20 protein-coding genes and 1 pseudogene are annotated in these 22,031 nt (G+C 68.1%); 12 read left to right on the top strand and 9 right to left on the bottom strand.

What is annotated here, in order from left to right; all coding sequences use genetic code 11:
• The first annotated feature begins 68 nt into the window (after positions 1-68).
• Positions 69-3,605 carry a DEAD/DEAH box helicase gene (locus F4X11_26750; protein MYN68572.1) on the top strand — a complete coding sequence of 1,179 codons (3,537 nt, stop codon included), beginning with the start codon at positions 69-71 and terminating at the stop codon, positions 3,603-3,605.
• On the opposite strand, the gene F4X11_26745 is transcribed toward F4X11_26750, so the two are convergent.
• The 3 genes from F4X11_26745 to F4X11_26735 form a co-directional block, all read right to left on the bottom strand.
• Positions 3,521-4,024 carry a TonB-dependent receptor gene (locus tag F4X11_26745; GenBank protein ID MYN68571.1) on the bottom strand — a complete coding sequence of 168 codons (504 nt, stop codon included), beginning with the start codon at positions 4,022-4,024 and terminating at the stop codon, positions 3,521-3,523. The genes F4X11_26750 and F4X11_26745 overlap by 85 nt on opposite strands.
• Before the next feature lie 4 nt (positions 4,025-4,028).
• Positions 4,029-4,433, bottom strand: coding sequence for a DUF385 domain-containing protein (locus F4X11_26740; GenBank protein ID MYN68570.1), 405 nt, complete (start codon positions 4,431-4,433; stop codon positions 4,029-4,031).
• Between the two features lie 430 nt (positions 4,434-4,863).
• Positions 4,864-6,378: a multicopper oxidase family protein gene (locus tag F4X11_26735; GenBank protein ID MYN68569.1), complete on the bottom strand. Its 1,515-nt coding sequence runs from the start codon at positions 6,376-6,378 to the stop codon at positions 4,864-4,866.
• Positions 6,379-6,460: 82 nt separating this feature from the next.
• Here F4X11_26735 and F4X11_26730 point away from each other — a divergent pair, with 82 nt between their 5' ends.
• The 10 genes and pseudogenes from F4X11_26730 (at position 6,461) to F4X11_26685 (ending at position 12,315) form a co-directional block, all read left to right on the top strand.
• Positions 6,461-6,700 carry a hypothetical protein gene (locus tag F4X11_26730; protein ID MYN68568.1) on the top strand — a complete coding sequence of 80 codons (240 nt, stop codon included), beginning with the start codon at positions 6,461-6,463 and terminating at the stop codon, positions 6,698-6,700.
• Positions 6,701-7,028: 328 nt separating this feature from the next.
• Positions 7,029-7,166, top strand: a pseudogene (locus F4X11_26725) (IS630 family transposase).
• 102 nt (positions 7,167-7,268) lie between these two features.
• Positions 7,269-8,537 carry a cytochrome-c peroxidase gene (locus F4X11_26720; GenBank protein MYN68567.1) on the top strand — a complete coding sequence of 423 codons (1,269 nt, stop codon included), beginning with the start codon at positions 7,269-7,271 and terminating at the stop codon, positions 8,535-8,537.
• A 73-nt stretch (positions 8,538-8,610) separates the two neighbouring features.
• Positions 8,611-9,300: a hypothetical protein gene (locus F4X11_26715; GenBank protein ID MYN68566.1), complete on the top strand. Its 690-nt coding sequence runs from the start codon at positions 8,611-8,613 to the stop codon at positions 9,298-9,300.
• A gap of 114 nt (positions 9,301-9,414) precedes the next feature.
• Entirely contained in the window at positions 9,415-9,756 is a 342-nt protein-coding gene (locus F4X11_26710; GenBank protein MYN68565.1) for a hypothetical protein, read from the top strand.
• A gap of 457 nt (positions 9,757-10,213) precedes the next feature.
• Positions 10,214-10,687, top strand: coding sequence for a c-type cytochrome (locus F4X11_26705; protein MYN68564.1), 474 nt, complete (start codon positions 10,214-10,216; stop codon positions 10,685-10,687).
• 543 nt (positions 10,688-11,230) lie between these two features.
• Positions 11,231-11,431: a hypothetical protein gene (locus F4X11_26700; protein ID MYN68563.1), complete on the top strand. Its 201-nt coding sequence runs from the start codon at positions 11,231-11,233 to the stop codon at positions 11,429-11,431.
• The gene (locus F4X11_26695) at positions 11,410-11,598 is read left to right on the top strand and encodes a hypothetical protein (protein ID MYN68562.1); all 189 of its coding nucleotides are present in this window, start codon (positions 11,410-11,412) and stop codon (positions 11,596-11,598) included. The genes F4X11_26700 and F4X11_26695 overlap by 22 nt, the downstream gene beginning before the upstream one ends.
• A 118-nt stretch (positions 11,599-11,716) precedes the next feature.
• Positions 11,717-11,989 carry a type II toxin-antitoxin system Phd/YefM family antitoxin gene (locus tag F4X11_26690; GenBank protein ID MYN68561.1) on the top strand — a complete coding sequence of 91 codons (273 nt, stop codon included), beginning with the start codon at positions 11,717-11,719 and terminating at the stop codon, positions 11,987-11,989.
• Positions 11,989-12,315: a type II toxin-antitoxin system RelE/ParE family toxin gene (locus F4X11_26685; GenBank protein MYN68560.1), complete on the top strand. Its 327-nt coding sequence runs from the start codon at positions 11,989-11,991 to the stop codon at positions 12,313-12,315. Before F4X11_26690 ends, F4X11_26685 begins: the two co-directional genes overlap by 1 nt.
• 41 nt (positions 12,316-12,356) lie before the next feature.
• On the opposite strand, the gene F4X11_26680 is transcribed toward F4X11_26685, so the two are convergent.
• Together F4X11_26680 and F4X11_26675 are read right to left on the bottom strand one after the other, a co-directional pair.
• On the bottom strand, positions 12,357-12,605 hold the full coding sequence (locus F4X11_26680; protein MYN68559.1) for a hypothetical protein: 249 nt from the start codon (positions 12,603-12,605) through the stop codon (positions 12,357-12,359).
• A gap of 55 nt (positions 12,606-12,660) precedes the next feature.
• Complete coding sequence (locus tag F4X11_26675; GenBank protein ID MYN68558.1) at positions 12,661-12,993, bottom strand: type II toxin-antitoxin system HicB family antitoxin; 333 nt, start codon at positions 12,991-12,993, stop codon at positions 12,661-12,663.
• An 80-nt stretch (positions 12,994-13,073) separates the two neighbouring features.
• On the opposite strand from F4X11_26675, the gene F4X11_26670 reads away from it, so the two are divergent.
• Positions 13,074-13,388 carry a hypothetical protein gene (locus F4X11_26670; protein MYN68557.1) on the top strand — a complete coding sequence of 105 codons (315 nt, stop codon included), beginning with the start codon at positions 13,074-13,076 and terminating at the stop codon, positions 13,386-13,388.
• 159 nt (positions 13,389-13,547) lie between these two features.
• On the opposite strand, the gene F4X11_26665 is transcribed toward F4X11_26670, so the two are convergent.
• From F4X11_26665 to F4X11_26650, 4 genes are all read right to left on the bottom strand, one after another.
• A complete protein-coding gene (locus F4X11_26665) occupies positions 13,548-16,802 on the bottom strand; it encodes a TonB-dependent receptor (protein MYN68556.1) in 3,255 nt (1,084 codons plus the stop codon).
• A 164-nt stretch (positions 16,803-16,966) separates the two neighbouring features.
• The gene (locus F4X11_26660) at positions 16,967-19,699 is read right to left on the bottom strand and encodes a serine/threonine protein kinase (protein ID MYN68555.1); all 2,733 of its coding nucleotides are present in this window, start codon (positions 19,697-19,699) and stop codon (positions 16,967-16,969) included.
• On the bottom strand, positions 19,692-20,270 hold the full coding sequence (locus F4X11_26655; protein MYN68554.1) for an RNA polymerase sigma factor: 579 nt from the start codon (positions 20,268-20,270) through the stop codon (positions 19,692-19,694). The genes F4X11_26660 and F4X11_26655 overlap by 8 nt, the downstream gene beginning before the upstream one ends.
• Positions 20,271-20,361: 91 nt before the next feature.
• A complete protein-coding gene (locus F4X11_26650) occupies positions 20,362-21,984 on the bottom strand; it encodes a solute:sodium symporter family transporter (protein MYN68553.1) in 1,623 nt (540 codons plus the stop codon).
• Positions 21,985-22,031 lie beyond the last annotated feature (47 nt).

Genomic DNA, 22,031 nt, shown 5'->3' with positions numbered 1-22,031 from the left:
TGTGACACGCTGTGGCATCGGGCTATGACACCCCAGCCCAGGCGCCTTCTGGACGCGGAGAGACCGGCATGACTCCCGAGGTCTCAGAGCGGGCCTTCGAGGACGCGATCGAAGCCGCGCTGCTCCGCCACGGCCCCGACGCCTTTCGCGGCGGCGCGAAGTCGGTACGGGAGTCGCCACCGTCATACGGCGACGACCCGTTGCCCGGCGGCTACCGCAAACGCCGGCCGGAGGACTACGACCGCGCGCTCTGCCTACTTCCGGCCGACGTCGTCGACTTCCTGCTGGCCACCCAACCGAAGGAATGGGAGAAGCTCAAGCAACACCACGGCGCCGACATCAAGCCGCGCTTTCTTGGCTACCTCTCGCGCGAAATCGCCCGGCGGGGCGCGCTCGACGTGCTGCGCAACGGCGTCAAGGATTCGGGCTGCAAGTTCCGGCTGGCGTACTTCCGGCCGGCCAGCGGACTGAACGAGGAGTTGCAGCGCCTGCACGCGGCCAACCTCTTCGCCGTGGTACGCCAGCTCCGCTTCAGCGAGAAGACCGACCAGAGCCTCGATCTCGCGCTGTTCCTGAACGGCATCCCCATCTTCACGGCCGAGCTCAAGAACCTGCTCAACGGCCAGGACGTCCAGGATGCCATCCGGCAGTACCGGAACGACCGCGACCCGCGCGAGCCGCTCTTCGGCTACGGGCGTTGCCTCGCCCACTTCGCCGTGGACCCGGAGCAGGTGTTCGTGACGACGGCGCTCTCCGGGCCGAAGACCCGCTTTCTGCCGTTCAACCAGGGGCGCTTCGGCGGCGCGGGGAACCCGCCGGTCCCGCCCACCCGCACGGGCTTCCCCACCGACTACCTGTGGGAACGCATCTGGGCCCGCGACAGCGTGCTCGACCTCGTCCGCCAGTTCATCCACGAGGTCGAGGCCGAGGACGACCGCGGGCGCAAGACCGGCAAGCGCTTCCTGATCTTCCCCCGCTACCAGCAGCTCGACTGCGTGCGCCGGCTCGTCGGCCACGCGCGCGACCACGGCACGGGGCAGCGCTACCTGATCCAGCACTCCGCGGGCAGCGGCAAGAGCTTCACCATCGCCTGGCTCGCCCACCGGCTCTCGGTGCTGCACGATGCCGACGACCGGCGCGTCTTCGACTCGGTGGTCGTGGTGACCGACCGGCGCGTGCTCGACCGTCAGCTCCAGCGCACCATCCGCCAGTTCGAGCAGACCCTCGGCGTGGTCGAGAACATCGACCACACCTCGCGCCAACTCCGCGAGGCGCTCGAGGCGGGCCGGACCATCATCGTCACCACGCTGCAGAAGTTCCCCGTCATCGCCGAGCAGATCGGCGAGCTTCCCGGCAAGCGCTTCGCCGTCATCGTGGACGAGGCGCACTCGTCGCAGTCCGGCGAGAGCACGAAGAGCCTCAAGGCCGTCCTCGCGGCGGGGAACCTGGAGGAGGCCGCGCAGGAGGAAGCGGGCGCCCGGACCCCGGAGGAGGAGATCGACGAGCGGGTCCTGGAGGAGATCCGCAGCCGCGGGCGGCTGCCGAACCTGTCGACGTTCGCCTTCACGGCCACCCCGAAGCCCAAGACCCTGGAGCTGTTCGGCAGCAAGCGGCCCGACGGAAAGTTCGAGCCCTTCCACCGCTACACCATGCGCCAGGCGATCGAGGAAGGGTTCATCCTCGACGTGCTCGCCAGCTACGCCACCTACAAGGCGTACTGGCGCCTGCTGAAGACGATCGAGGACGACCCTCGATACGACAAGCGCAAGGCCGAGCACCTGCTGAAGTCGTTCGTCGAGCTGCACCCCCACGCCATCGGCGAGAAGGTCGCCGTCTGCGTGGAGCACTTCGCCGCGCAGGTCGCGACCGGGATCGGCGGGCGGGCCAAGGCGATGATCGTCACCCGCTCGCGCCTCCATGCCGTCCGCACCAAGATCGCCCTGGACGGCTACCTCGCCGAGAAGGGCCATTTCTGGAAGGCGCTCGTCGCCTTCTCCGGCACCGTGAAGGACGGCGGCGAGTCCTATACCGAGTCGGGCATGAACTCGGCCGGGCAGGACCGCGTCATCAGCGACCGGCAGACGGCAGCCGAGTTCGAGAAACCCGAGTACCGCTTCCTGGTGGTCGCCAGCAAGTTCCAGACCGGCTTCGACCAGCCGCTGCTGCACACCATGTACGTGGACAAGAAGCTCGGCGGCGTCAACGCCGTGCAGACGCTCTCGCGCCTGAACCGTACGCACCCCGGCAAGCAGGGCACGATGGTGCTCGACTTCGCCAACGAGGCCGACGAGATCAAGAAGGCCTTCGAGCCGTACTACGAAACCACCCTGCTCTCGGAGGAGACCGACCCCAACCTGCTCTACGAGGTCCAGGGCCGGCTGCTCGACTTCGGCGTGTTCACGGCGGACGACGTCGAATCGTTCGCACGCGTCTACTTCGACCCCAGGGCGAACCAGGATCGGCTCTACGCGGCGCTGGAACCGGCGCGCCAGCGCTTCGTCGACCTCGATCCCGACGAGGCGGGCGACTTTCGCGGCCAGCTCACCGACTACGTGCGCTTGTACTCGTTCCTCTCCCAGGTGCTGACGTTCGCCGACCCCGACCTGGAAAAGCTCTACGTCTTCGCCCGGCACCTGCGGCGCCTGCTGCCGGCCGACAAGGACGAGCTGCCGCGAGAGGTCCAGCAGAACATCGACATGGAGTCGTTTCGCATCCAGCGGACCAGCCGCGGCCGGATCAAGCTGGAACGACACGGCGAGCCGCTCGAACCTGCCGGGAGCAAGCCACGCGCCGGCGGCGGCGCAGAGGAGCTGGAGGCGCTCTCACGGATCATCGAGGCGCTGAACGAGCGCTTCGGGCTGAACCTGGGCCCCGAGCACCGCGTCACGCTGGAGCAGATCCGCGCGGCCCTCGAAAAGGACGCCGGCCTCGACGCCAGCGCCAAGGTGAACACCCGCGAGAACGTGCGCCTGACCTTCGACCCCAAGGTCGAGGACAAGATCCAGGAGATCGTCGAGACCAACTTCGACCTCTACAAGCGCATCACCGACGACCCGGACTTTGGCCGGGCGCTGAAGAACCTCCTGTTCGACGACTACATGCGGCGGCACCGGCGCGCCGAGGAGCTGCTGAAGCTCCAGGAGTCGAAGACGCTCGAGTTCAAGTCGAGCCTGCGCTGGAACCTGCAGGAGGACCGGAAGGACGACAAGCACGTGACGCACGCGGCGCTCAAGACCATCGCCGCGTTCCTCAACACCGAGGGCGGCGACCTGCTGATCGGCGTCGACGACGACCGCAAGGTGCTCGGCATCGAGCACGACCGCCTGGACAACGACGACAAGTTCATGCGCCACCTCGCCCAGGCCGTGCGCAACGGTCTCGGCGACCGCGCTGGCACTTGTATCGATCCGAAGACGCAGATCGTCGAGGGCAAGACCGTCTGCCTGGTGAGCTGCCAGCGGAGTCCGGATCCCGTGTACCTGCGCTGGAAGGGCGTGGAGAAAACCGACGGCGGCGACCTCTACGTCCGAACCGGGCCCGGTTCGGTGCGGCTCGGTGAAGAGGATGCCAAGAAGTACGTCGCCACTCGATTCCCATCGAAGTGATTCCAGACCCCCGCCACCAGCTCCGCGTTCGTGAACGCGACGCTGGCCCCGAAGTACGCGTTGGCGTTGGGCCGCGACACCATCGACAGCTCCACGCCCCGCGACTGGATGCCGCCGATCGTGTAGACGCTGTCCGGCCCGTACGCCTCCAGCACGTCGTCCCGCTCCATGTCGAACACCGCGGCGGTCACCTCCGTGTGGCCGCCGACGTCCGCCTTCAGCCCGACCTCGAGCTGCCGGGGATCGGTCAGGTCGTAGTCGTGGCCCGAGTTGACCAGGAACAGGTCGTCGCCGACCGGGTCCTTCGCGTTGCTGACCCCGACCATCTCGCGGGGACCGTAGCGGCCCGGCGTCGGGCTGAGCAGATCCACCAGGTCGCCCTCGAGCGGGTCGGCGGACAACCGGTAGCCGCGGCCCACCCCGTCAGCCCGCCTCGTCCAATCGCACGAAATGGCGAGGCGGAAAGCCGGTCAGGAAAAGAAACGCGAGAGGGTGTGGATACTCGCTCGCGACCCGCGCGTACTCGTCACCAGTCACCGGAACGGCCATGTAGTTTCGCGTCTCCCAGCCGCGCGTCACCTGCACCCTGGGATTCGCCAGGGCGCGACGGTACCAGGCACGGGGCCAGTGATTGACCGCTACGTAGAGCTGCCCGTTGCTGTGCAGCGACTGGAGCACGCGGTCGATGGCGGCGCCATTCTCGTCCACCGTGGTCAACACCAGCGTATCGGGCCCCTCGGGCTGAAAGAAGCCAATCAGGGACTCGAAGGCGACGACGATCAGCACGTAGCTGACGAGCACGATGCCACCGATCTTGACGGCTCTCACGGCACACTCCCTTCACGCGCTCCGGATCCTGGAGCCGTTTCGATCTCGCTTCGCAGCATCGTCCTGCTCCACTGTCGGATTCCGCCCACCGCATTGTCAAAGCCCACCCGTCGCGGTCTTTCGCTTCTGCAAGCCGTCTGGTCCGATCCTCGCGCTGCGGACGATGCTCGCCGCGGCGCGCCTGGCCGAGAGCACGCCGGCGCGGCGGCCCGCTCGATCACCGCCGCAACGGGACCCCGATCCAGTGGCCGTTGCATGGCCGGCATGGAGTGGTCGGGGTCGACCTGGAACACCTGGGATCTTCATCGCCACCGGCGCCACTACACTCTTGATGCACCAAGCCCAGTGCGAAGCTATCCGGCTCGACCGCGCGTCTCCTCCGGGCGTGCAACGGCGCCACGGCCTGTGCCCGGTGCCAGGCCCGTTGCTGCTAGTGCTCGGCCAGGTTTCGGAACTCCTCCGGCGGCAGCCCGAGGTGCACCGCGCCCAGCAGGCCGCCGTCGGCGTGATCGAGGATGTGACAGTGGAAGATCCAGGTGCCCGGACGCTCGTCGAAGCGCACCGCCAGGCGCACCGTCCGCTCGTGCGGGATGTCCACCGTGTCCTTCCACTCCAGCGGGCGGACCGGCTCGCCGTCCTCGTCGAGGACCAGGAAGAAAAAGCCGTGCAGGTGCAGCGGATGCGACCACGCGGTGGAGTTGGTCACGTTCCAGACCTGGGTCTCGCCGAGACCGGCGAGGATCGGCTTCGCCCTCCAGAAGGGCACGTGGTTGATGCCGTAGGCGAAGGTCCGGTCGTACGGGTCTTCCTGGAGGGTCAGCTCCAGGTCGATCCCGGTCGCCCCGTCGAGGTCGTAGGGCTCCATCTCGCGGCTCGTGCGGGGCAGCGGGCCCGAGTCGTACGGTGGCTCGTCCGCGAAGCGGATCGTGAACAGGCTCTCGAAGTCGCGCCCGAAGATGCTGCCGTAGCCGCGGTCGTGCAGCAGCGAACGGACCAGTCCCTCGCCGCCCGGCTCGCCGGTCGGCGTCACCAGCACGTCGGCCCGCTCCCCGGCCCCGAGCACGATGAAGTCGTGGTCCTCGGAGTACTCCGTCAGGCCCCCGTCGCCGCCGATCTTGCGGAAGACGTGCCCCTCGCCGAGGTCGAGCTTGAAGTAGCGGCTCTTGGCCGCGTCCACCACCCGCCAGCGCTGCGGCGCTCCCGACCGCGCGACCAGCTCCGGCAGCCGGCGGCCGTTGACCAGCACCCGGTTGCCCTCGCGTCCGAACAGCATACCGACCGTGCCGCCGGTGTCGGCGGGCAGCAGCGCGCCGTCGTCGTCGACATCGATGTCGCTGAGCACGAGAACGAGATCGTCGGCGATGCCGATCGTCTCGGTCTCGGTCGAGTCCTCCACCAGGAAGGCGCCGTAGAGGCCGAAGCCGACCTGCGCGGCCGACATCACGTGCGGGTGGTACCAGAAGATGCCGGCGTCCGGCACCACGAAGTCGTAGGTGAACGTCCCGCCCGGCTGGACCGGTTCCTGGGAATAGCCGGGCACGCCGTCCATGTCGATGGGGACCCGCAGGCCGTGCCAGTGGATGGTGCTCGGCCGCGACAGGTTGTTCGTGAAGTGCACGATCAGGCGGTCGCCGACCTTCACCCGGATCATCGGGCCCGGAATCGTGCCGTTGTAGGTCCAGGCGTCCACCTTCAGTCCGGGCGCGATCTCGACCGTCGCCACCCGGGCCTCGAAGTCCACCTCGACGACGTTGGGGTCGGGATTGCGGTCCACCGCCTCCGCCATCCGCATGCCGGCGTCCCAGCCCGCCGGCTGCAGCGACTGCGCGCCGGCCGGGTTCGCGTCCAGCACTGCAAGTGCCGACAGCGCGGCGAGCAACGCGCGCGCGGTCGTCCACACCGACCTCGGTACGTTTCCTTCTCCATCGCCACGGCTGCGCACCATCCACGGATCGTACCATCGGCTTCGGCTTCGTGCCGCCGGCGGCGCGGTGTTTCGGCCAACGAGATCCCTCGGCGATGGCACCGTGATCCCCGCGCAGCTGCGCAGCAGGCAGGCGACGGACAGGAAGCTCGGTCTTCAACACGCCCGGCCTGGTCGTGACCTGCCGGTCCACAGCTTCCGCACGCTGCTGACCGACCTCGGGACGCTGGCGGCGAACACGATGCAGGTCGCCGACAGCGAGGCCACCTTCACGCTGCAGACACAGCCCACGCTACTCCAGCAGCGCTGCTTCGAGCTCTTGGGGGTGACGCCGCGAACGTAGCCAGAACCGACACCCCCAAGAACCGGACAACTGCAACAATAAGAGTGACTTACACGCGTTAAGCTGCTGAGACTTCCGTCTAGCGGTGTGTCCCCAAGACTGCTTGACGGTTAGCCGCGCCTTGAGTAGTATGCGGGTGGGCATGAAGCACCCCGCCGCACTGCTGTCGCTCGACGCCGAAGACAGGAGCACGCTGGAGATGTGGGCGCGCAGTGCGACAGCGCCGCACCGCGTGGTGTCGCAGGGCAAGGCATTGCTGATGGCCGGTGACGGCGTTGCCAACAGTCGCATCGCGACCGCACTCGGCATCGGCCGGCCGACGTCCGTCCAGAAGCTGACCGACATCGTGGGCCCGTACCTGAACCCGCCGGACCAGGCCGTGGTGCTGCGCGTGGATGAGAAGAGCCAGATTCAGGCCCTGGACCGCACGCAGCCGGGCCTGCCGATGAAGCCGGGCCGCTGCGGCGGGCGCAAGAACGGCATGACGCGGTCCGTTGGTGCCGATTGGGGTCCACAGATTCTGCGGAAGAGCCAGAAATCGTAGTAGCGCGTGCGATAGGAGGCAGCAATGACGAGAAGCCAATTCCGTGAGGTTTTGTTCGGAGCGAAACACCCTACCGGACTGCTGGTCGCAGCAGCTACGGTCGCCGTACTCCTTTTCATGCAAGTTGGCGCCGTTGGACAAGAAGCTGGTGCCGTTGAACACAGTGTGTCGGCGCTGCCAGAGACTCAGCAGGAGCCGGGATACAACCCGACGACCCCAGCAAAAGTTGAGCTGGGCAGGCTGCTGTTCTGGGACCCGCTCTTGTCGGGACCCCAAGACGTAGCCTGCGCGACGTGCCATCATCCCGAATTCGCCTATTCAGATGACCGCGACCTGTCGACCGGCGTGACGGGCATCGGCCTGGGCCGCTTCCGGCGTGACGGGCATCTCGTCAAACGCAATAGTCCGACGGTTCTGAACGTTGCTTTCAACGGCATCGATGAATCGGGCCGCTACGACCCGGCGACTGCGCCGGCGTTCTGGGACAATCGCATCAGGAGCCTCGAATCGCAGGCGCTCGAACCGCTCAAGTCGTTTGAGGAAATGCGAGGGGACACCTACCCGGAGGATGAGGCTGTCGCGAGAGTGGTGGCGAAGCTCCAGGCCAACGCCGAGTACCAGAGCCTGTTCGCCGAGGCCTTCGGCAGTGAACAGCCGGTCAACGCGGAAAACCTGGGCAGGGCGATAGCGGCGTTCATGCGGTCGCTGCTGGCCAACAACTCGCCGTTCGACCGCTACATGCGCGGCGACCGCAGCGCCATGACGGACCAACAGGTCAGGGGAATGCAGCGCTTCGACGAGATCGGGTGCATCAGGTGCCACAACGGGCCCATGTTCTCCGATTACAAACTGCATGTCATGGGCGTGCCCGACAACCCCGCTCTTGCATCAGGTCTCACAACGCCCGCCTCCGACGGAGGCGCGCAGAACCCTCCTTGCGCGGCAGCTCCTGAGGAGCCGCGCACTGCAGCGTCCCGAGCAGCGTGCGACAGCTATGCGTTTCGCACGCCGTCGCTGCGAAACCTCGAATTGACCTTCCCATACGGGCACAATGGCATGTTCCGGACGCTCCGCGCCGTCGTGGGGTTCTATGAAGCCACCATCGCCGGGGAGTCCCGGAACCCGAACGTCAGCTACGAGGAGCTCGATCCGCGGCTTCGCGCGTTGCAGAACGTCGACGAAGAAGACACGGATCTGATCGAGTTCTTGTTTGCTCTGAGCGACAGCTCGTTCGACCGTACGATTCCCGAGCGCGTACCGAGCGGCCTGCAAGTCGGCGGAAGAATTCGCTAGACAGAGTACGCGCCGTCGTGGTAGGCTGGCTGTTGAACACCCAATTTTGGGGCATAGCGATTGGAGGGCTCACATGAAACGGTTTTCCCTGTGTGTACTCGGCGTAATGGCGGTTGCGATGGCCGCGCCGGCGCAGGCGCAGGTCTACGAGGAGCGCCGGATTGATACGGATGACCCCATCCAAAAGCCGTTGCTCGCCGCTCCGAACGCGGCCATGGCCAGGGACGCCACGGTCGTTAAGTGGATTCGGAATCCGGAGAAGAGTCCGGAGGACGACGTCACGGCTGCCGACTTTACGTTTGAAGTTTTGAGGCCCGGCCCCGGCCGTATGGTCTGCTACGACCTGACCGGCTTTCCCGGAGAGCGGCCGTGGTCGGTGGAGTGCACCAGCAGCGATGCCAACCTGCCGCGCATCATGCAGAATCGAGCGTTCGCGGAGATGGGGGCCAAGGCCACGCCATTGCTTGGGCAAGACGACCCCAGGCGCGCCGGTTTGCCTGTCTTGTCGAGCAGCGGCACCGGAGGGATTAGGGATCTGGTTGTGGCCGCCGGGAAAGACGGAACGCGTGAGCTGCCCGAAGTCGGGTCCATCTGGTATAACCTCCGGGGCGACAGCCAGGACACCGCGATCTGGCACACGTTTATCGGCATGCCGAACTTCATGGCGGAAGACATCGGACTGCCGAACAACCGCGACGCGGGCGGCGCCTGGCTGATGTTTGAGGGCACGCCGGAAGCCCACGTCATGTTGCCGGGCCGATAAACCGGCAGAGAGTTTCTCGGCCTCGGGGTTTTCGACCACGAATCAGGGGAAGGTGTGTGACACCTTCCCCTGATTTTCCGCAGGTTGCGAATGACATCGCTTTGGGTGAGCTCTATGAAGTATCTACTGACAGGTCTTCTTGCCTCCGCTCTTCTTGCCTCCGCCACGATGTTTGCAGCCCAGAGCAGACAGACGTTCTCAGGCACGATCACCGATGACGAGTGCCCCATAGCCGATCATTCCGGAATGCGGATGGGGTCGACCGACGCTGCCTGCGCCATCGCTTGCGTCGATGACCACAGCGTCCCGTTCGTTTTGTTTGACGGCAAAGCAATCTATCGGTTGAGCGACCAGGACAAATCAAGAGAGTTTGCCGGAAAGAAAGTGGCAGTCGTCGGCACGCTGGACTCCGAGACCAACACGATCCAGGTCAATTCAATGACCGCGGCCAAGTGACCCATCGATCCTCCCGGCATCCACACGGTTAGAGCCCGACCAACCCCCACCGCACAAACCGCTCGCCCGTGGGACCGATCTCGGTCGTCGCCGATTTGTGAGCGAGAGAACCTGAAGCGCGCGGGCGGACTGGCGGCGTGCGGCAGTGCTCATCGGCGGGGAACGATGTCACGGCCGGCCGGCGGGCGGTCCGTGGCGGAATCCCGCGCTGCACCGCGCCCGGAGGGCGCCGGCGAACCGGCGAGGCGGGCTGCATCGCCGCATCGATGCCGCGGGGACTTCGCCACGGCCGGCCGGGCGGGTTGATCGGGCGAGGCGAGAATGCCAGAATGCGCATATCGAGCAGGCAGAATCAGCCGGGCCGCCGGCCCCCTCGCGGCGCCTGGTCCGGGCACCCGATCCTCGGGCAGTCCTCGCCGTCCCGTGACGGCGCCTCCCGAGGGACAGGAGACGACGGATGAGCAGGTGGTTGACCGTGTGCGGTGCGGCGGCGGTGTCGGCGTTCGTGCTCATGGGCGGCGCGGCGGTCGAGACCGCGTCGGGGGTCGGGGCGGCCTTCCCGGCCGCGGTGCAGGAGACCACCAGCTCGACCCTCGACGGCGTGTTCTCCTCGGCCCAGGCGCGCCGCGGGCAGCGGGTCTACGACCAGAACTGCGCGTCCTGCCACGGGCAGCGCCTGCGGGGCGGCGAGATGGCGCCGAGCCTCGCCGGCGCCGACTTCATCGTCTGGTGGACCGAGGTGCGGCTGGGGGACCTGTTCAATCGGATCAAGCTGACGATGCCCGAGGACGAGCCGGGCCGCCTGTCGGACCAGGAGTACACCGACGTCGTGGCCTACCTGCTCGACCGGAGCGACTATCCGGCGGGAGAGAACGAGCTGTCCACGGACAAGGCGGAGATGGACAAGATCATGATCGTCGCCGCCGAGTGACGGCGGGCGGCCGGGCGGCGACCCCGGTGGTGCCGGCTCTGGACCGCGCCCGCCCGGTAGCCGCCGATCAACGAGAAGTCGGGAACGGTGTCAAACCGTTCCGGCCCCGGACGGGCGGCTGTGCGCAGGACTCGATCGCCGCGCCGGTAGGCGATGCCGGGTACATCCGCCACGTCCCGCCCCCTGACCGGGCGTCGACCAGGTCGAGGATCGTCTCGTCGCCCTCCCCGAAGACGACGTAATCGCTGAACTCGAGGCACGACTCCGGGTAGTGGCTTGCATGAGTGCCGCCGATCACCGCCACTGCAGCAGCCGGCCACGCACGCGGGGATGGACCCGTGCTGCAAGACCTGCTGGGGCACAAGCCTACGGTTCTTCCCCGCCCGGGCGGGGAGGAACCGGTCTCGTCTTCGTACCACGGCAACGGGGCAACACCGTCGCCCCGCGTGCGCGGGGATGTGCCAGCCGTAAACGTCGCCGCCACGGACATCGAGAGCGTCGCCCCGCGTGCGCGGGGGATGTGCCAGCCCGCGCGAGCGGGTCGTGATCGTCCGCAAGTACGCGGGCAAGATCGACAACCTCGACCCGCAGCTCCGGCGCGCCTCCGGATTCGCCTTCTACAACAGGTCGCGCTACGACTTCGAGAAAATGACGAGGCGGAGATCTGCCGGGATCGAGAGGGTCGCCCCGAGCCGGATCCGGAGCGGCGCGACACGGAGAAAGTGCCTCTACGAGAGTCCGTAGAGACGTTCTTCGCGCGCGAGGCGAAGCCGCACGTTCCCGACGCCTGGATCGACACGACGCGCCGGGATCCGCAGGACCGCGAGGTCGGATTCGTCGGCTACGAGATCAACTTCAACCGCTACTTCTACGAGTACCGCCCGCCCCGGCCGCTGGGAGATCGAGGCTGACATCCAGCAGGTGGAGAAGGAGATCGTGGCCATGCCGCGCGAGATGACGGGGTGACCCCGCGGCGTTGCCGGAAGACCTGTTCAGGGACTATATTTGGTCCTTGCGGGAGGCCGTAGCATGCCATTGTCCGACCGAATCAAACCGATCAGCTACCTGAAGGCCCACGCGGCCGAGATCATCCGCACGCTCGCGGACCAGCCGGAGCCTTTGATCGTGACCCAGAACGGCGAGGCCAAAGCCGTCGTGCAAGACATCGACAGCTATGAGCAGATGCAGGAGAGCATGGCTCTTCTCAAGATGCTCGCGCTGGGGAATCGTCAGATCGAAGCCGGTCGGGCGCAGCCGGCGGCGGAAGTCATTGCTCGGCTTCGGAACCGGCAGGCTGACTGATGCCCGTCACGGTCCGGCTGACCGATGACGCCGCCCGTGACCTGGAAGAGATCTTCGACTACGTCTCCCGGCGAGACGCGCCGAGTAGAACGGAACGTGTGCTGGACCGAATGGAAGAGGCCTTCCAGGCGTTGTCCGCGTTCCCCGAGCGCGGCAGCTACCCGAGGGAACTGCTGGATCTGGGAGTCCGGGAGTACCGGGAAGTCTTCTTCAAGCCGTACCGGATCATCTACCGCGTGATGGACGACGGCGTTTATGTGATGGTGATCGCGGACGGACGTCGTGACATGCGGGCGCTGCTGCAGCGGCGCCTGTTCCGGGCATAGCCTTGCTGGCATGAAATGTCGGCAACTGCGTATACGTGCCGTCAATTTGATCCACTCGTGCGCACTGGGCTATGCTCAGGTCCGCAAGGCCTCGGCGCGAAGACCTTCTTCCGCCCGCGCGAGGCAGCGGAGATGGGCTTCATCTCCCAGTGCGCGGGGACCTCGGGAAGCCAATCGACGCCAGAGTCCTTGTACTCGGGGTAGGCCGGAAAACGCCGGCACCACGCCTCCTTACCGCCTCTCCGTCTCGGCCGAAGTGGACCGCTCCACCCTGAAGGGTGCTGTGACACCGAACTGTCACATGCAAGCGGCGAGTTGCGAACCCGCGATGCGGAGTCCGCGCCGTCACCTCGACGCCTTCTCCTCAACCGCCAGTTTGATCCAACTGTTCAAACTCATGCCGCGTGCGCTGGCGGACAGGGCGGCCCGTTGGTGCAGGTCGGGACCAAGCCGCAGGTTGAGCGTGCCCGAGAACGGCTTCCTTGGTTCGACCCCGTCTTCCTTGCACGAAGCGAGGTACTCGTCGATGGACCGCTGGAACTCGAGTCGAATCCCGTCCACGTCGGTCGCTTCGAACGTGGCGATGGGATACGGGCCGCTGTTGACGACCCGGCCGTGAAGGCGGTCCACCGAGTCGTCGAACTCGATGGCGGCTACGTAGCCCTTGTACTCCATCATGGCTTTACTCCTGCCACTTCGAGAAAGGCGACGATGTCGCGCACCGTCGCCCGGCCCACTGCCGGCGCGGGATGCGGTCGATGCACGATCATCGCATCCAGCGGACCAGCCGCGGCCGGATCAAGCTGGAACGACACGGCGAGCCGCTTGAACCTGCCGGGAGCAAGCCGCGCGCCGGCGGCGCTGCGGAGGAGCTGGAGGCGCTCTCGCGTATCATCGAGGCGCTGAACGAGCGCTTTGGACTGAACCTGGGCCCCGAGCACCGCGTCACGCCCGAGCAAATCCGCGCGGCCCTCGAAAAAGACGCCGGCCTCGACGCCAGCGCCAAGGTGAACGCCCGCGAGAACGTGCGCCTGACCTTCGACGAGCCCTGGACGCTACCTCCGGCTCGCTGACGTCCTGTCGACAGCGAGAAGGCGCCCGCCCCGCAAGGGCCAAGGGAGCGCCAGCACGACGGCCAGCAGCACCACTACGTCGATGCGCCGCATGTCGAACAACCCTCTCCTCGGCCCCGCTCCCCGCGCCGCCTGCCGCGGTTTCGCCGCCGGCTGCAGTCAGAAGTCGAGCTGGAAAGCGACCTTGCCCAATCGGCCGGGCATGATCACCTGCGGCGCCAGCCAGTTCGGATCGCCGGCGAACGCCATGCCGTACTGTTCCTTGGTCACCGTGTTCGCATTGAACACGTTGAAGACGTCGAACATCGCCCGCAGGCGGCCGGCGCCGACGTCCAGGACCTTCGTCAACCGCAGGTCGATCTGATTGAACCGCTCGCCATAGAACGAGCCGGGCGGAACGAGGTTCAACTGCACACCGCCGGGGTAGCTGGTCAGGTCGCGCCCCAGCGAGGTGTCGGTGAACTGCAGCAGGGCCGAGCGCTCCGGTCCCGGCTGACTCTGCACCGTCCCGGCGACCTGAACGCCGTACGGCAGGGCGTAGGATGCGATCAGCTTGACCTGCGTCAGCCAGTCGTGGTCCTGCCGGCAGTGCTCCAGCGGGGTCGCGTCGCCGGCCACGAACTGCGACGGGTCCGTCGGATCGCGGTAGAGCCACGTCCGCTCCGGCAGGGCGTCCTGGACGCCGCAGTAGTCGAGCGAGGCCCGTCCCGTGCTCACGCCGCCCTGCAGCAGCAGCACCGCCAGACGGGCGCCCAGGGTGAGGTCCACGCCGTTCCAGGTCTCCCGTTCGCCGCCGTAGGCGGCGGCGCTCGTCTGCGTCTGGTCGGGAAGCCGCACCGAGCCCGGTTTCAGATCGTAGAAGCGCAGCGTCCCGCCGCCGCCGCCCGGCAGCCGCGGGTCCGCCGGAACCGTGACCGAGGCGACATCGAAATCGTCGAGGCCGACCGCACGGTCGTCCCGTACGCTGTGGTTGACCTGATTGCGGCGGAAGTAGCCGACGTCGAGCGACAGGCCGGCGGCCAGCTCGTGCTGCAAGCTCGCCGCGTACTCCCAGTTCGACCGCCGGCTGCCCCATCCGAACGCCCATTCCGGATCGTAGACGAGCGTGATCAGGGGCTCGCCGAACGCCAGGTTGACGTTGGGGCTCAACAGCTCGCCGTTGGGCGCGGGGTCGGTCGGGTCGCCCTGCGGCAGACCGTCGCCGGGGATGCACACGGCGGCGGCGAGGCAGGTCGCGCCGTCGTTCCACGACCGGTCCTGCCGGCGGTTGCTCACCGCCGGATTCACGCGCTCGGCCCAGTCCGAGGACTCCCGCGCGCCGTAGCGGCTGGCGGAGAACTTGACGGCGGTGCGGCCGTCGCCCCGCAGGTCGTAGGCCAGCCCGAGCCGCGGCTGCAGGTCCTTCCAGGACACGACGACGGCGCCCGGAATGACGAAAGTCTGCGGCACCCAGTCGTTCGTGGGACGCACCTGGTCGGGATAGCCGGCCTTCACGTAGTCCCAGCGCAGACCGGCGTTCACCGTCAGTCGATCGCGCGTCCACTGCTCCTGCGCGTAGATCCCGAGCGTCGGGCTCGCGTAGTTCGCCGAATCCGACGTACCCCAGTAGGTCGCGCGGAACGGCGCGCCGCGCAGGGTCCAGAGCGAGAGCCAGTTGGCGTCGCTCTCCTCGCTCACGGCGATCCGCTGCTGCAGCAGGGTCGCGCCCACCTTCAGGTTGTGGCTGCCGGTGACGTAGGACAGCGAGGCGCGGTAGGACCGGATGTTCTTGGGGCTCCGCCGGCTCGTCGGGCCCGAGAGCCACCCGGACATGTTCCGGGACGCGCGGAACGGGGCGACCTCGAAGACGCCCGGCAACTCCGTGACGGCGGTGGCGGAGGGACCGAACACCAGGCGAATCGGTTGCCGCGATGCGCCCGCCTCGAACAACAGCCGGTTGGTGTGAGGGCGCACCCAGGTCGCCTGGTAGACGTTGGTCCGCACCTCGGCGGCGCCCGCCGCGTCCGGCGTGATGAAGACCGAGCCCAGCGTCCGCCCCTGCAGTTGGCGCGGCCGGTCCGTGGCGCTGTTCGTCCAGTACGCCTTGAACTTGTCCCTGGCCGTCGGCTGGAGCGTGAAGTTGATCGACTGCTCGGTGACGAGCGCCTCGTCGACGGTCGGTCTGGCCGGGTCGGGCTCGAAGACCAGCGCGCGCGGGTCTACGGCCTCGAAGACGCCGGGCGCCTTCAGGTCGGCGCGCTGCCGGGTGTGCGTCAGGAAGAACCAGAGGCGGTCGCGGACGAGCGGACCGCCGACCGAGGGCGACACGGTCCAGTTCTCGTCGACCAGCGTGCCCGACGGCAGCCCGCGGTCGATCAGCGCCTGATCGAGGTTGTCGGCGTGCAGCGCCGGGAACGTGAAGATTGTGAACGTCGAACCGCTGAACCGGTTGCCGCCTTCGCGCGGGATCATGTTGACGACGACGCCGCCCGTTTCCACGTCGGCGCCGTTCGCCGAGTAGTCGAACGAGATCTCCTCGAAGTTGGTGTCGGGGAAGTAGGCCAGGCTGGCGCCCTGCGTCCAGGCGTCGCCGACGTCCAGCCCGTTGAGGTGGAGGAGCTGGTCGTGCCGCGAGCCGCCGTGAATCGACATCCGCTGCATGGTCTGCGACGTGAGCCCGCCCGAATCCTGGGCGAGGCTCGTGCCGTACGACTCGGCCCCCACCATGCCCGGCACGAGCAGACCGTAGCTGGCCAGCGACTTGCCGGTCGGGATGCTGTCGATGACCTCACGGTCCATCACCGCCCGCTGCACGACGTTCTGGATGTCCACCAACGGCCTGGCTTCGGAGACGGTGATCGTCTCGGCAAGCTCGCCGACCGCCAACTGCACGTCGACGGTCGCCCCGAAGCCGCTGTTCAGTTCGATGCCCTCGCGCACGACGACGCCGAAGCCGGGCAGGCGGTAGGTGACCGTGTAGGCGCCGGTCTCGAGGGCGACGATCAGGTACTGGCCGTTGCCGTCGGTGACCGCGGTCCGCACCTGCTCGATCAGCGCGGGGCTGCGCGCCTCCACCGTCACCCCGGGCAGGACCGCGCCGGTCGCATCGGTCACCGTACCGCCAATCTGCTGCGCGGCGGCGGTGGCCGGCGCAAGCGCCAGACATAGGACCACCGCCCGCGCGGCCCATGCGCGCACGCGGCGGTCCGTGGCGTTGCGCTCGTCGTGTGCGAGCGCCCTGCCGTGCTTGTCGTGCGCTGCTCCGTCGCGCCGGCGATCGCTCGCCGGCCGCCGGCGGCGCGGCGCGCCCTCCCGTTGCCAGTGGCCTCGTCGTGGTTCCGAACCCGCTTCGACTTGCGGGTTCAGCTCGCGCACGTCCCTGTCGTTCAGGTTTCGCGCCCGTGCCAGGCAATCGCGCACGTTGTCGTCGCTCATCCGCTCAGCGTTCTCCCCTGTCTCCTCCGCCCTCCGGAACGGCCGCTCCCCGCAACCGCTCGTCCGGCGGGACGTTCCTTCAACCGGTCTGTCCGTGGGGTACAGACGCCTGACGCCTCGGAACGAAACAGGGGATCGAGAGAAAAACGGGGAGGAAAGGCGATCTAGCGTTGCGCCGCGGCCATGGCCTCGAGCGCGCCGATGAACGCTTGCGCCGTCGCCGGCCGGGCCGGCCGCCGCGCTGTCAGCAGCGAGGCGGTCAACGCCAGCACGGCCGACGGCAACCCGGAGCCCACCGGCAACGAGTCGTCGGCAGCCAGTCGCTGCCGCCCGATGCGGTCCTGCACGTCGGCCGCGCTGCCGCCGTCTGCGAACGGATGCCGCCCCGACACCATCTCGTGCAGCACCACGCACAGCGACCAGACGTCGTCGGCCTCCTCCGCCGGGCGGCCGGCGAGCACCTCGGGCGACATGTAGCGCAGCGTGCCGCCCCACACATCGGTGTCGGCGGTCTCGCGGGCCAGGCCGAAATCGAGCAGCTTCGGCGACCCGTCGGTTGTGAAGCCGATGTTGCTCGGCTTGACGTCCCCGTGCAGATACCCCGCGCGGTGCAGCGCGGCGAGCGCGTCGCCGAGCACGGCGGCCATCGCGACCGCCTCGGCCGCCGGTGCCGGCCCCTGGCGCAACCGGTCGGCGAGCGTGCCGCCGGCCAGGTGCTCGACGACGAGCACCGGCCGGCCGCGCCACGACTCGATGCCATGGATCTGCGCCACCGCGGCATGCGTGACGGTCGCCATCGCCCAGGCTTCCGGCTTCAGTCGCATCAGCCCGGCCACGGACACGCCGGCGAGCGTCTTCACGGCGACGTCGCGCTCGAGCCGCAGGTCCCGTGCCAGATAGACCGCGCCCATTCCCCCGGCCCCCAGGCGCCGCGTCAGCCGGTACTTGCCCGCCAGCAGCTTCGGCGCGCTGATCTCGGTGTACGCCGACCCGCAACCGCAGCCGGGCGGCTCATCGGACCCGGTCACGCATCCACACGCCGGACACTCCTGCGCCGGGGGCGACTCCGACGGCCTCTCGGCCGGCGCCTCCAGCAGGTGCAGCCGCGCCAGGGCGAGCCCGGCGGCCGCCGCGAGCGCCTCGAGGAAGGGGACGTCGACCGGTCTCACCGTCCGGTCATCGAACCGCCGTCCCACCACGAGAATCCCGACCAGCTCGGTCCCCGGACCGGGAACAGACACGATCGCGTCGGCCCCCGTCTCCACCACCCACGCCGCCTCCTCGAACGGCAGCAACTTGAAGACCGACGTCGCGTCGCTCGGATGCACCCGCAACGATCCGCCGGCCGTCTCCAGCATGTGGACGATCGCCGACCCGACAGGCAGGGGTGGCATCGCGGCGTCCGGCGTCCTGAAGCCGCGGCCGGCCGTCTCGGCGCCCGCTGCCAGCAGCAGGGTGGCCGGCGAGCCGGAACCGCGCCTGACCGTTCGCGCCACGGTGCGGCCCACGGTCGCAAGCTGTCCCGCCTGCCCCAGCATCGCGGTGGCCGAGGCGAGCAGGCGCCGCTGGTCCGCCGTTTGGGGACAGATCCATGCGTCCAGGCGGGTGACGATCTCCTCGCGGCCGGCGAGCAGCAGCAGCGTGACCGCCGCCGCCACGAACACCAGTTGCGCCAGCGGGTCCGCCAGGACCGCGCCCAGCGTCTGCTCGCGATACCCCGCCGCCAGCCCCCCCAGGGCCGCCCACAACGCCGCCGCCGTCAGCCAGAGTCGGCCCCGGCGCATCAGCAGCCGCCGGCAAGACGCCCGGACCGCCTCGCGCGGGTGCGGCACCCGCACCGCGAGGACCGAGTACCAGAGCAGGACCATCCCGGGGAAGCGCATCGGCTGCATCAGCCACAGGATCGAGCCCGAGTCGTAATTCGACAGCCAAAACCCGGGCGAGAACACCTCGACGAGGTCGTAGGCCGTCGCCATGCCCATCCACACCAGCAGCCCGAGGCTGAACAGGACGACACGCCGCACCTCGGCGGCCGGCGCCGTGTGCGCGCGCAGCGCGACGACCACCACCGCGGCGAGCGATAGCACGTTCGAGACGGCTATGGCCGCCTCGAGAAGCGCGCCGTACAACGCTGCGCTCGCCGATTCCTCGACCAGCCCCGCCACGTACGCCGCTGCGACCCCGGCGCACATCGCGCCGCCGACCGCCACGCTGACCGGCACCATCCGGCGCGCCAGGTCGTCGAGCCGGGTGCGCCGATGCACCCGCGGGCACTCTCTGGCGAACGCCCACAGGAAGGCGGGCGGTATCGCCAGCGCCAGCGGCAATCCGCACAGGTGCAGCACCGCCATGGTCGGCCACGGGATCTCCCAGACGGCCCCCTGCAGCAGGTCGGCCGGCGGCATCTGCCCCAGGAAGGCCGGGAGCATGTGCAGGGGGGCCAGCGTGGCCCGGAAGAGGAAGTAGCCCCCGAGGAGCCAGGTCCGCCGCTCGCGACGGCCCGCGAACAGCAGCAGGACGGCGCTTGCGCCGTGCCCGGCGAGCAGGATCGAGACGTAGACAGCAACGTCGCCGTGGGCCCGATGGTACTCGCCCCAGCGCCAGGGCAGCAGCACGACCGCCGCCGCCAGCTCCAGCACGGCGATGCCGAAGAGCACGGCCACCGCACGGTGGACGAATCCGCCGGCGGCAGGCTCGGCGGCCCGCACCGACGCCGCCGAATCGGCTCCCGCCGCGTCGCCGGTTGCGAAGACCGGGGCCAGCGCGCGCAGGTTGTCGAGCATCCGGCGGCGGGCTGGAGCGGCACGTCTCGCACACCGATCCCAGTCCACCTCCTCGTTCCAGGCGACGGCATCGGCCACCTCGGAGACGAGGTCGTCGCGATCGTCCTCATTCATCCGACATCAGGGCGCTCAGCCGCAGCATCGCACGCCGCAGGGTCACCCGTGCGACGGCCGGGCTCGACAGCCGTTCGAGGAACGCGAGCTGCGCGCTGTTGTACCCCAGCTCGGCTCGGGCCACCACCAGGCGGCGGTCGCGATCGGGCAGCCGCTTCACCGCGTCGAGGTAAAGCCGCCAGGTCTCGTCGTCGATGAGCTGCCGCTGCGGGTTCGAGGCGTCCGAGGTACGAACCGTGCCTTCCGGCAGGATGACGCCCTGGCGGAACGTCGCGCGCCGCATCTCGTCCCGGATCCGGTTCTCGACGGCGCGCCGGAGGTAGACGCGCAACGCCCTGGCCTGGGTGGACTTGAACGACGTCAGGTGCGCAAACGTGCGCTGCAGCGTTTCTTGCACCAGATCGCTGGTGTCGACGGCCCCGCGCGCCCGGCGCGGCAGGCGGCCTCGCGCCCAGCGCCGCAGCCACAACCTGTACCGCTCGAACAGTACGTCGACCGCCGGGTGGCTCCCCCGACGCGCACGCTCCAGCAGATGCCGCTCCGAGGTTGAACCACGGGAATCAGGGCCCATCGGGTTCCCTCACCGTGCGCAGGCCCCGGCGTTGTTGTCTCGCGCCGACTGCGGCAGAGCCAGAACGCACAGCGGCGCGTCAACGTCCTGTTCACTGCGCGAGCAGGAGATAGCAGCCGATCGAGCAGACGCTCACGAAGACGCCCATCGCTGTCGCGTGCTTCCAGGGCGTCATGTCCACCGGTGCCGCGCCAGGTTCCGCGTCACGGCTTCGGGCGGGCCGGAGTCTCGCAGACACCAGCATGAACGCGACCACCACCACGAAGACGATTGCGAGGAAATGCAGGAAGTGGATTTCGTCGTTCGTCCCCAATACGCCCTGCAGGAACGACTGCACGGGATCGTCGAACGTAAAGACCATCAGGAAGAACAGGACCGGGCCGCCGACCAGGCCCGCCTTGGCCGCGAACGCCGAGACGCGCGCCGAGAACATGCCGAGCAGGATCACGGCAAGCATCGGACCGAAGAACGCCGCGTTGATCGTCTGCAGATAGTTGTACAGGCTGCCCGACGTGTCGAGCATCGGCGCGACGAGCATTGCGGCCACGGCAAGCGCGATACTGCACGCGCGGCCCGCACGGACGAACTCGCGCTGGGAGGCGCCCGGCCGCAGGACCGCACCGTAGATGTCGCGGCAGAACAGCGTGGCCGACGAGTTCAGCACGCTGTTGAACGTGCTCAGCACGGCACCGACCATGACCGCGGCGAAGAAGCCGGTCAGCCAGTCCGGCAGGACCGCCTTCACGAGCGTGGGGTAGGCCAGCAGGTAGTCCTCGGGCCCTAGCGTGTCCTTGAACATGTGGTACGCGATCACACCCGGCAGCACGACGACGAGAGGGCCCACCAGCTTGAAGCACGCTGCGATCAGGACTCCCTTCTGCCCTTCCTTGAGACTCCTGGCTCCCAGGCCGCGCTGGATGAACTGCTGGCCGGTGCACCAGGCGAAGACCTGATTGACGACCATACCCGTGAACAAGGCGCCGAATGGCAGGAACGACCCCGGTTCGTCGCCCGTGATGTCGAACTTCGGACGCTCCTCCACGTACACGGTCTCCAACCCGATCCAGGGATTCCCGTTTCCGATCTGGATCAGCGCCAGCAGCGGGATCAGCAGGCCTCCCACGAGGAACCCGACGCCATTGATCGTGTCCGAGATCGCGACCGCCTTCAGGCCCCCGAGAATCGCGTAGAGCGAGCCCAGCGTTCCCACGCCCCAGACGAGGAGCCAGATCACCTGCGCCTGGTTCAGGCCGAACGCCTCCTGCAAGCCGAACAGGCTGTCGATGCCGGTGGCCCCGGACAGCAGCACAACGGGCAGGATCGCGAGCACGTACGAGAACAGGAACACGCTCGCGGCGATCACGCCGATGGCCCTGTCGTAGCGGGCGGCAAGGTACTCCGGTATCGTCGACAGGCCCATGCGCAAGTAGCGGGGCAGAAAGAAGAGCGCGGTCGCGACCATCGCGATCGCCGCGGTCGTCTCCCAGGCGGTGACGGCGATGGTGTGGTTGAAGGCGTCCCCGTTCAGACCGATCAGGTGCTCCGTCGAGAGGTTGGTGAGCATCAGCGAGCCCGCAATGACCCAAGCCGACAGGCTGCGGCCTCCAAGGAAGTACGCGTCCCAGGTCGTCATCCGGTCGCGTCGCGTGCAGGCATAGGAAATAACCGCGACCAGCAGGGTGAAGCCCAGGAACGACACGGTAGTCACAAGCACGTCGATATCCTCGCTGCGGATGAAGTGGTCTCGGTTGTTTGAACAGT

Source organism: Acidobacteriota bacterium, assembly GCA_009861545.1.
Lineage (GTDB): Bacteria > Acidobacteriota > Vicinamibacteria > Vicinamibacterales > UBA8438 > WTFV01.
The sequence above is the reverse complement of the archived record's forward strand: the minus strand, read 5'-3'. Positions and strand labels throughout refer to the sequence as shown.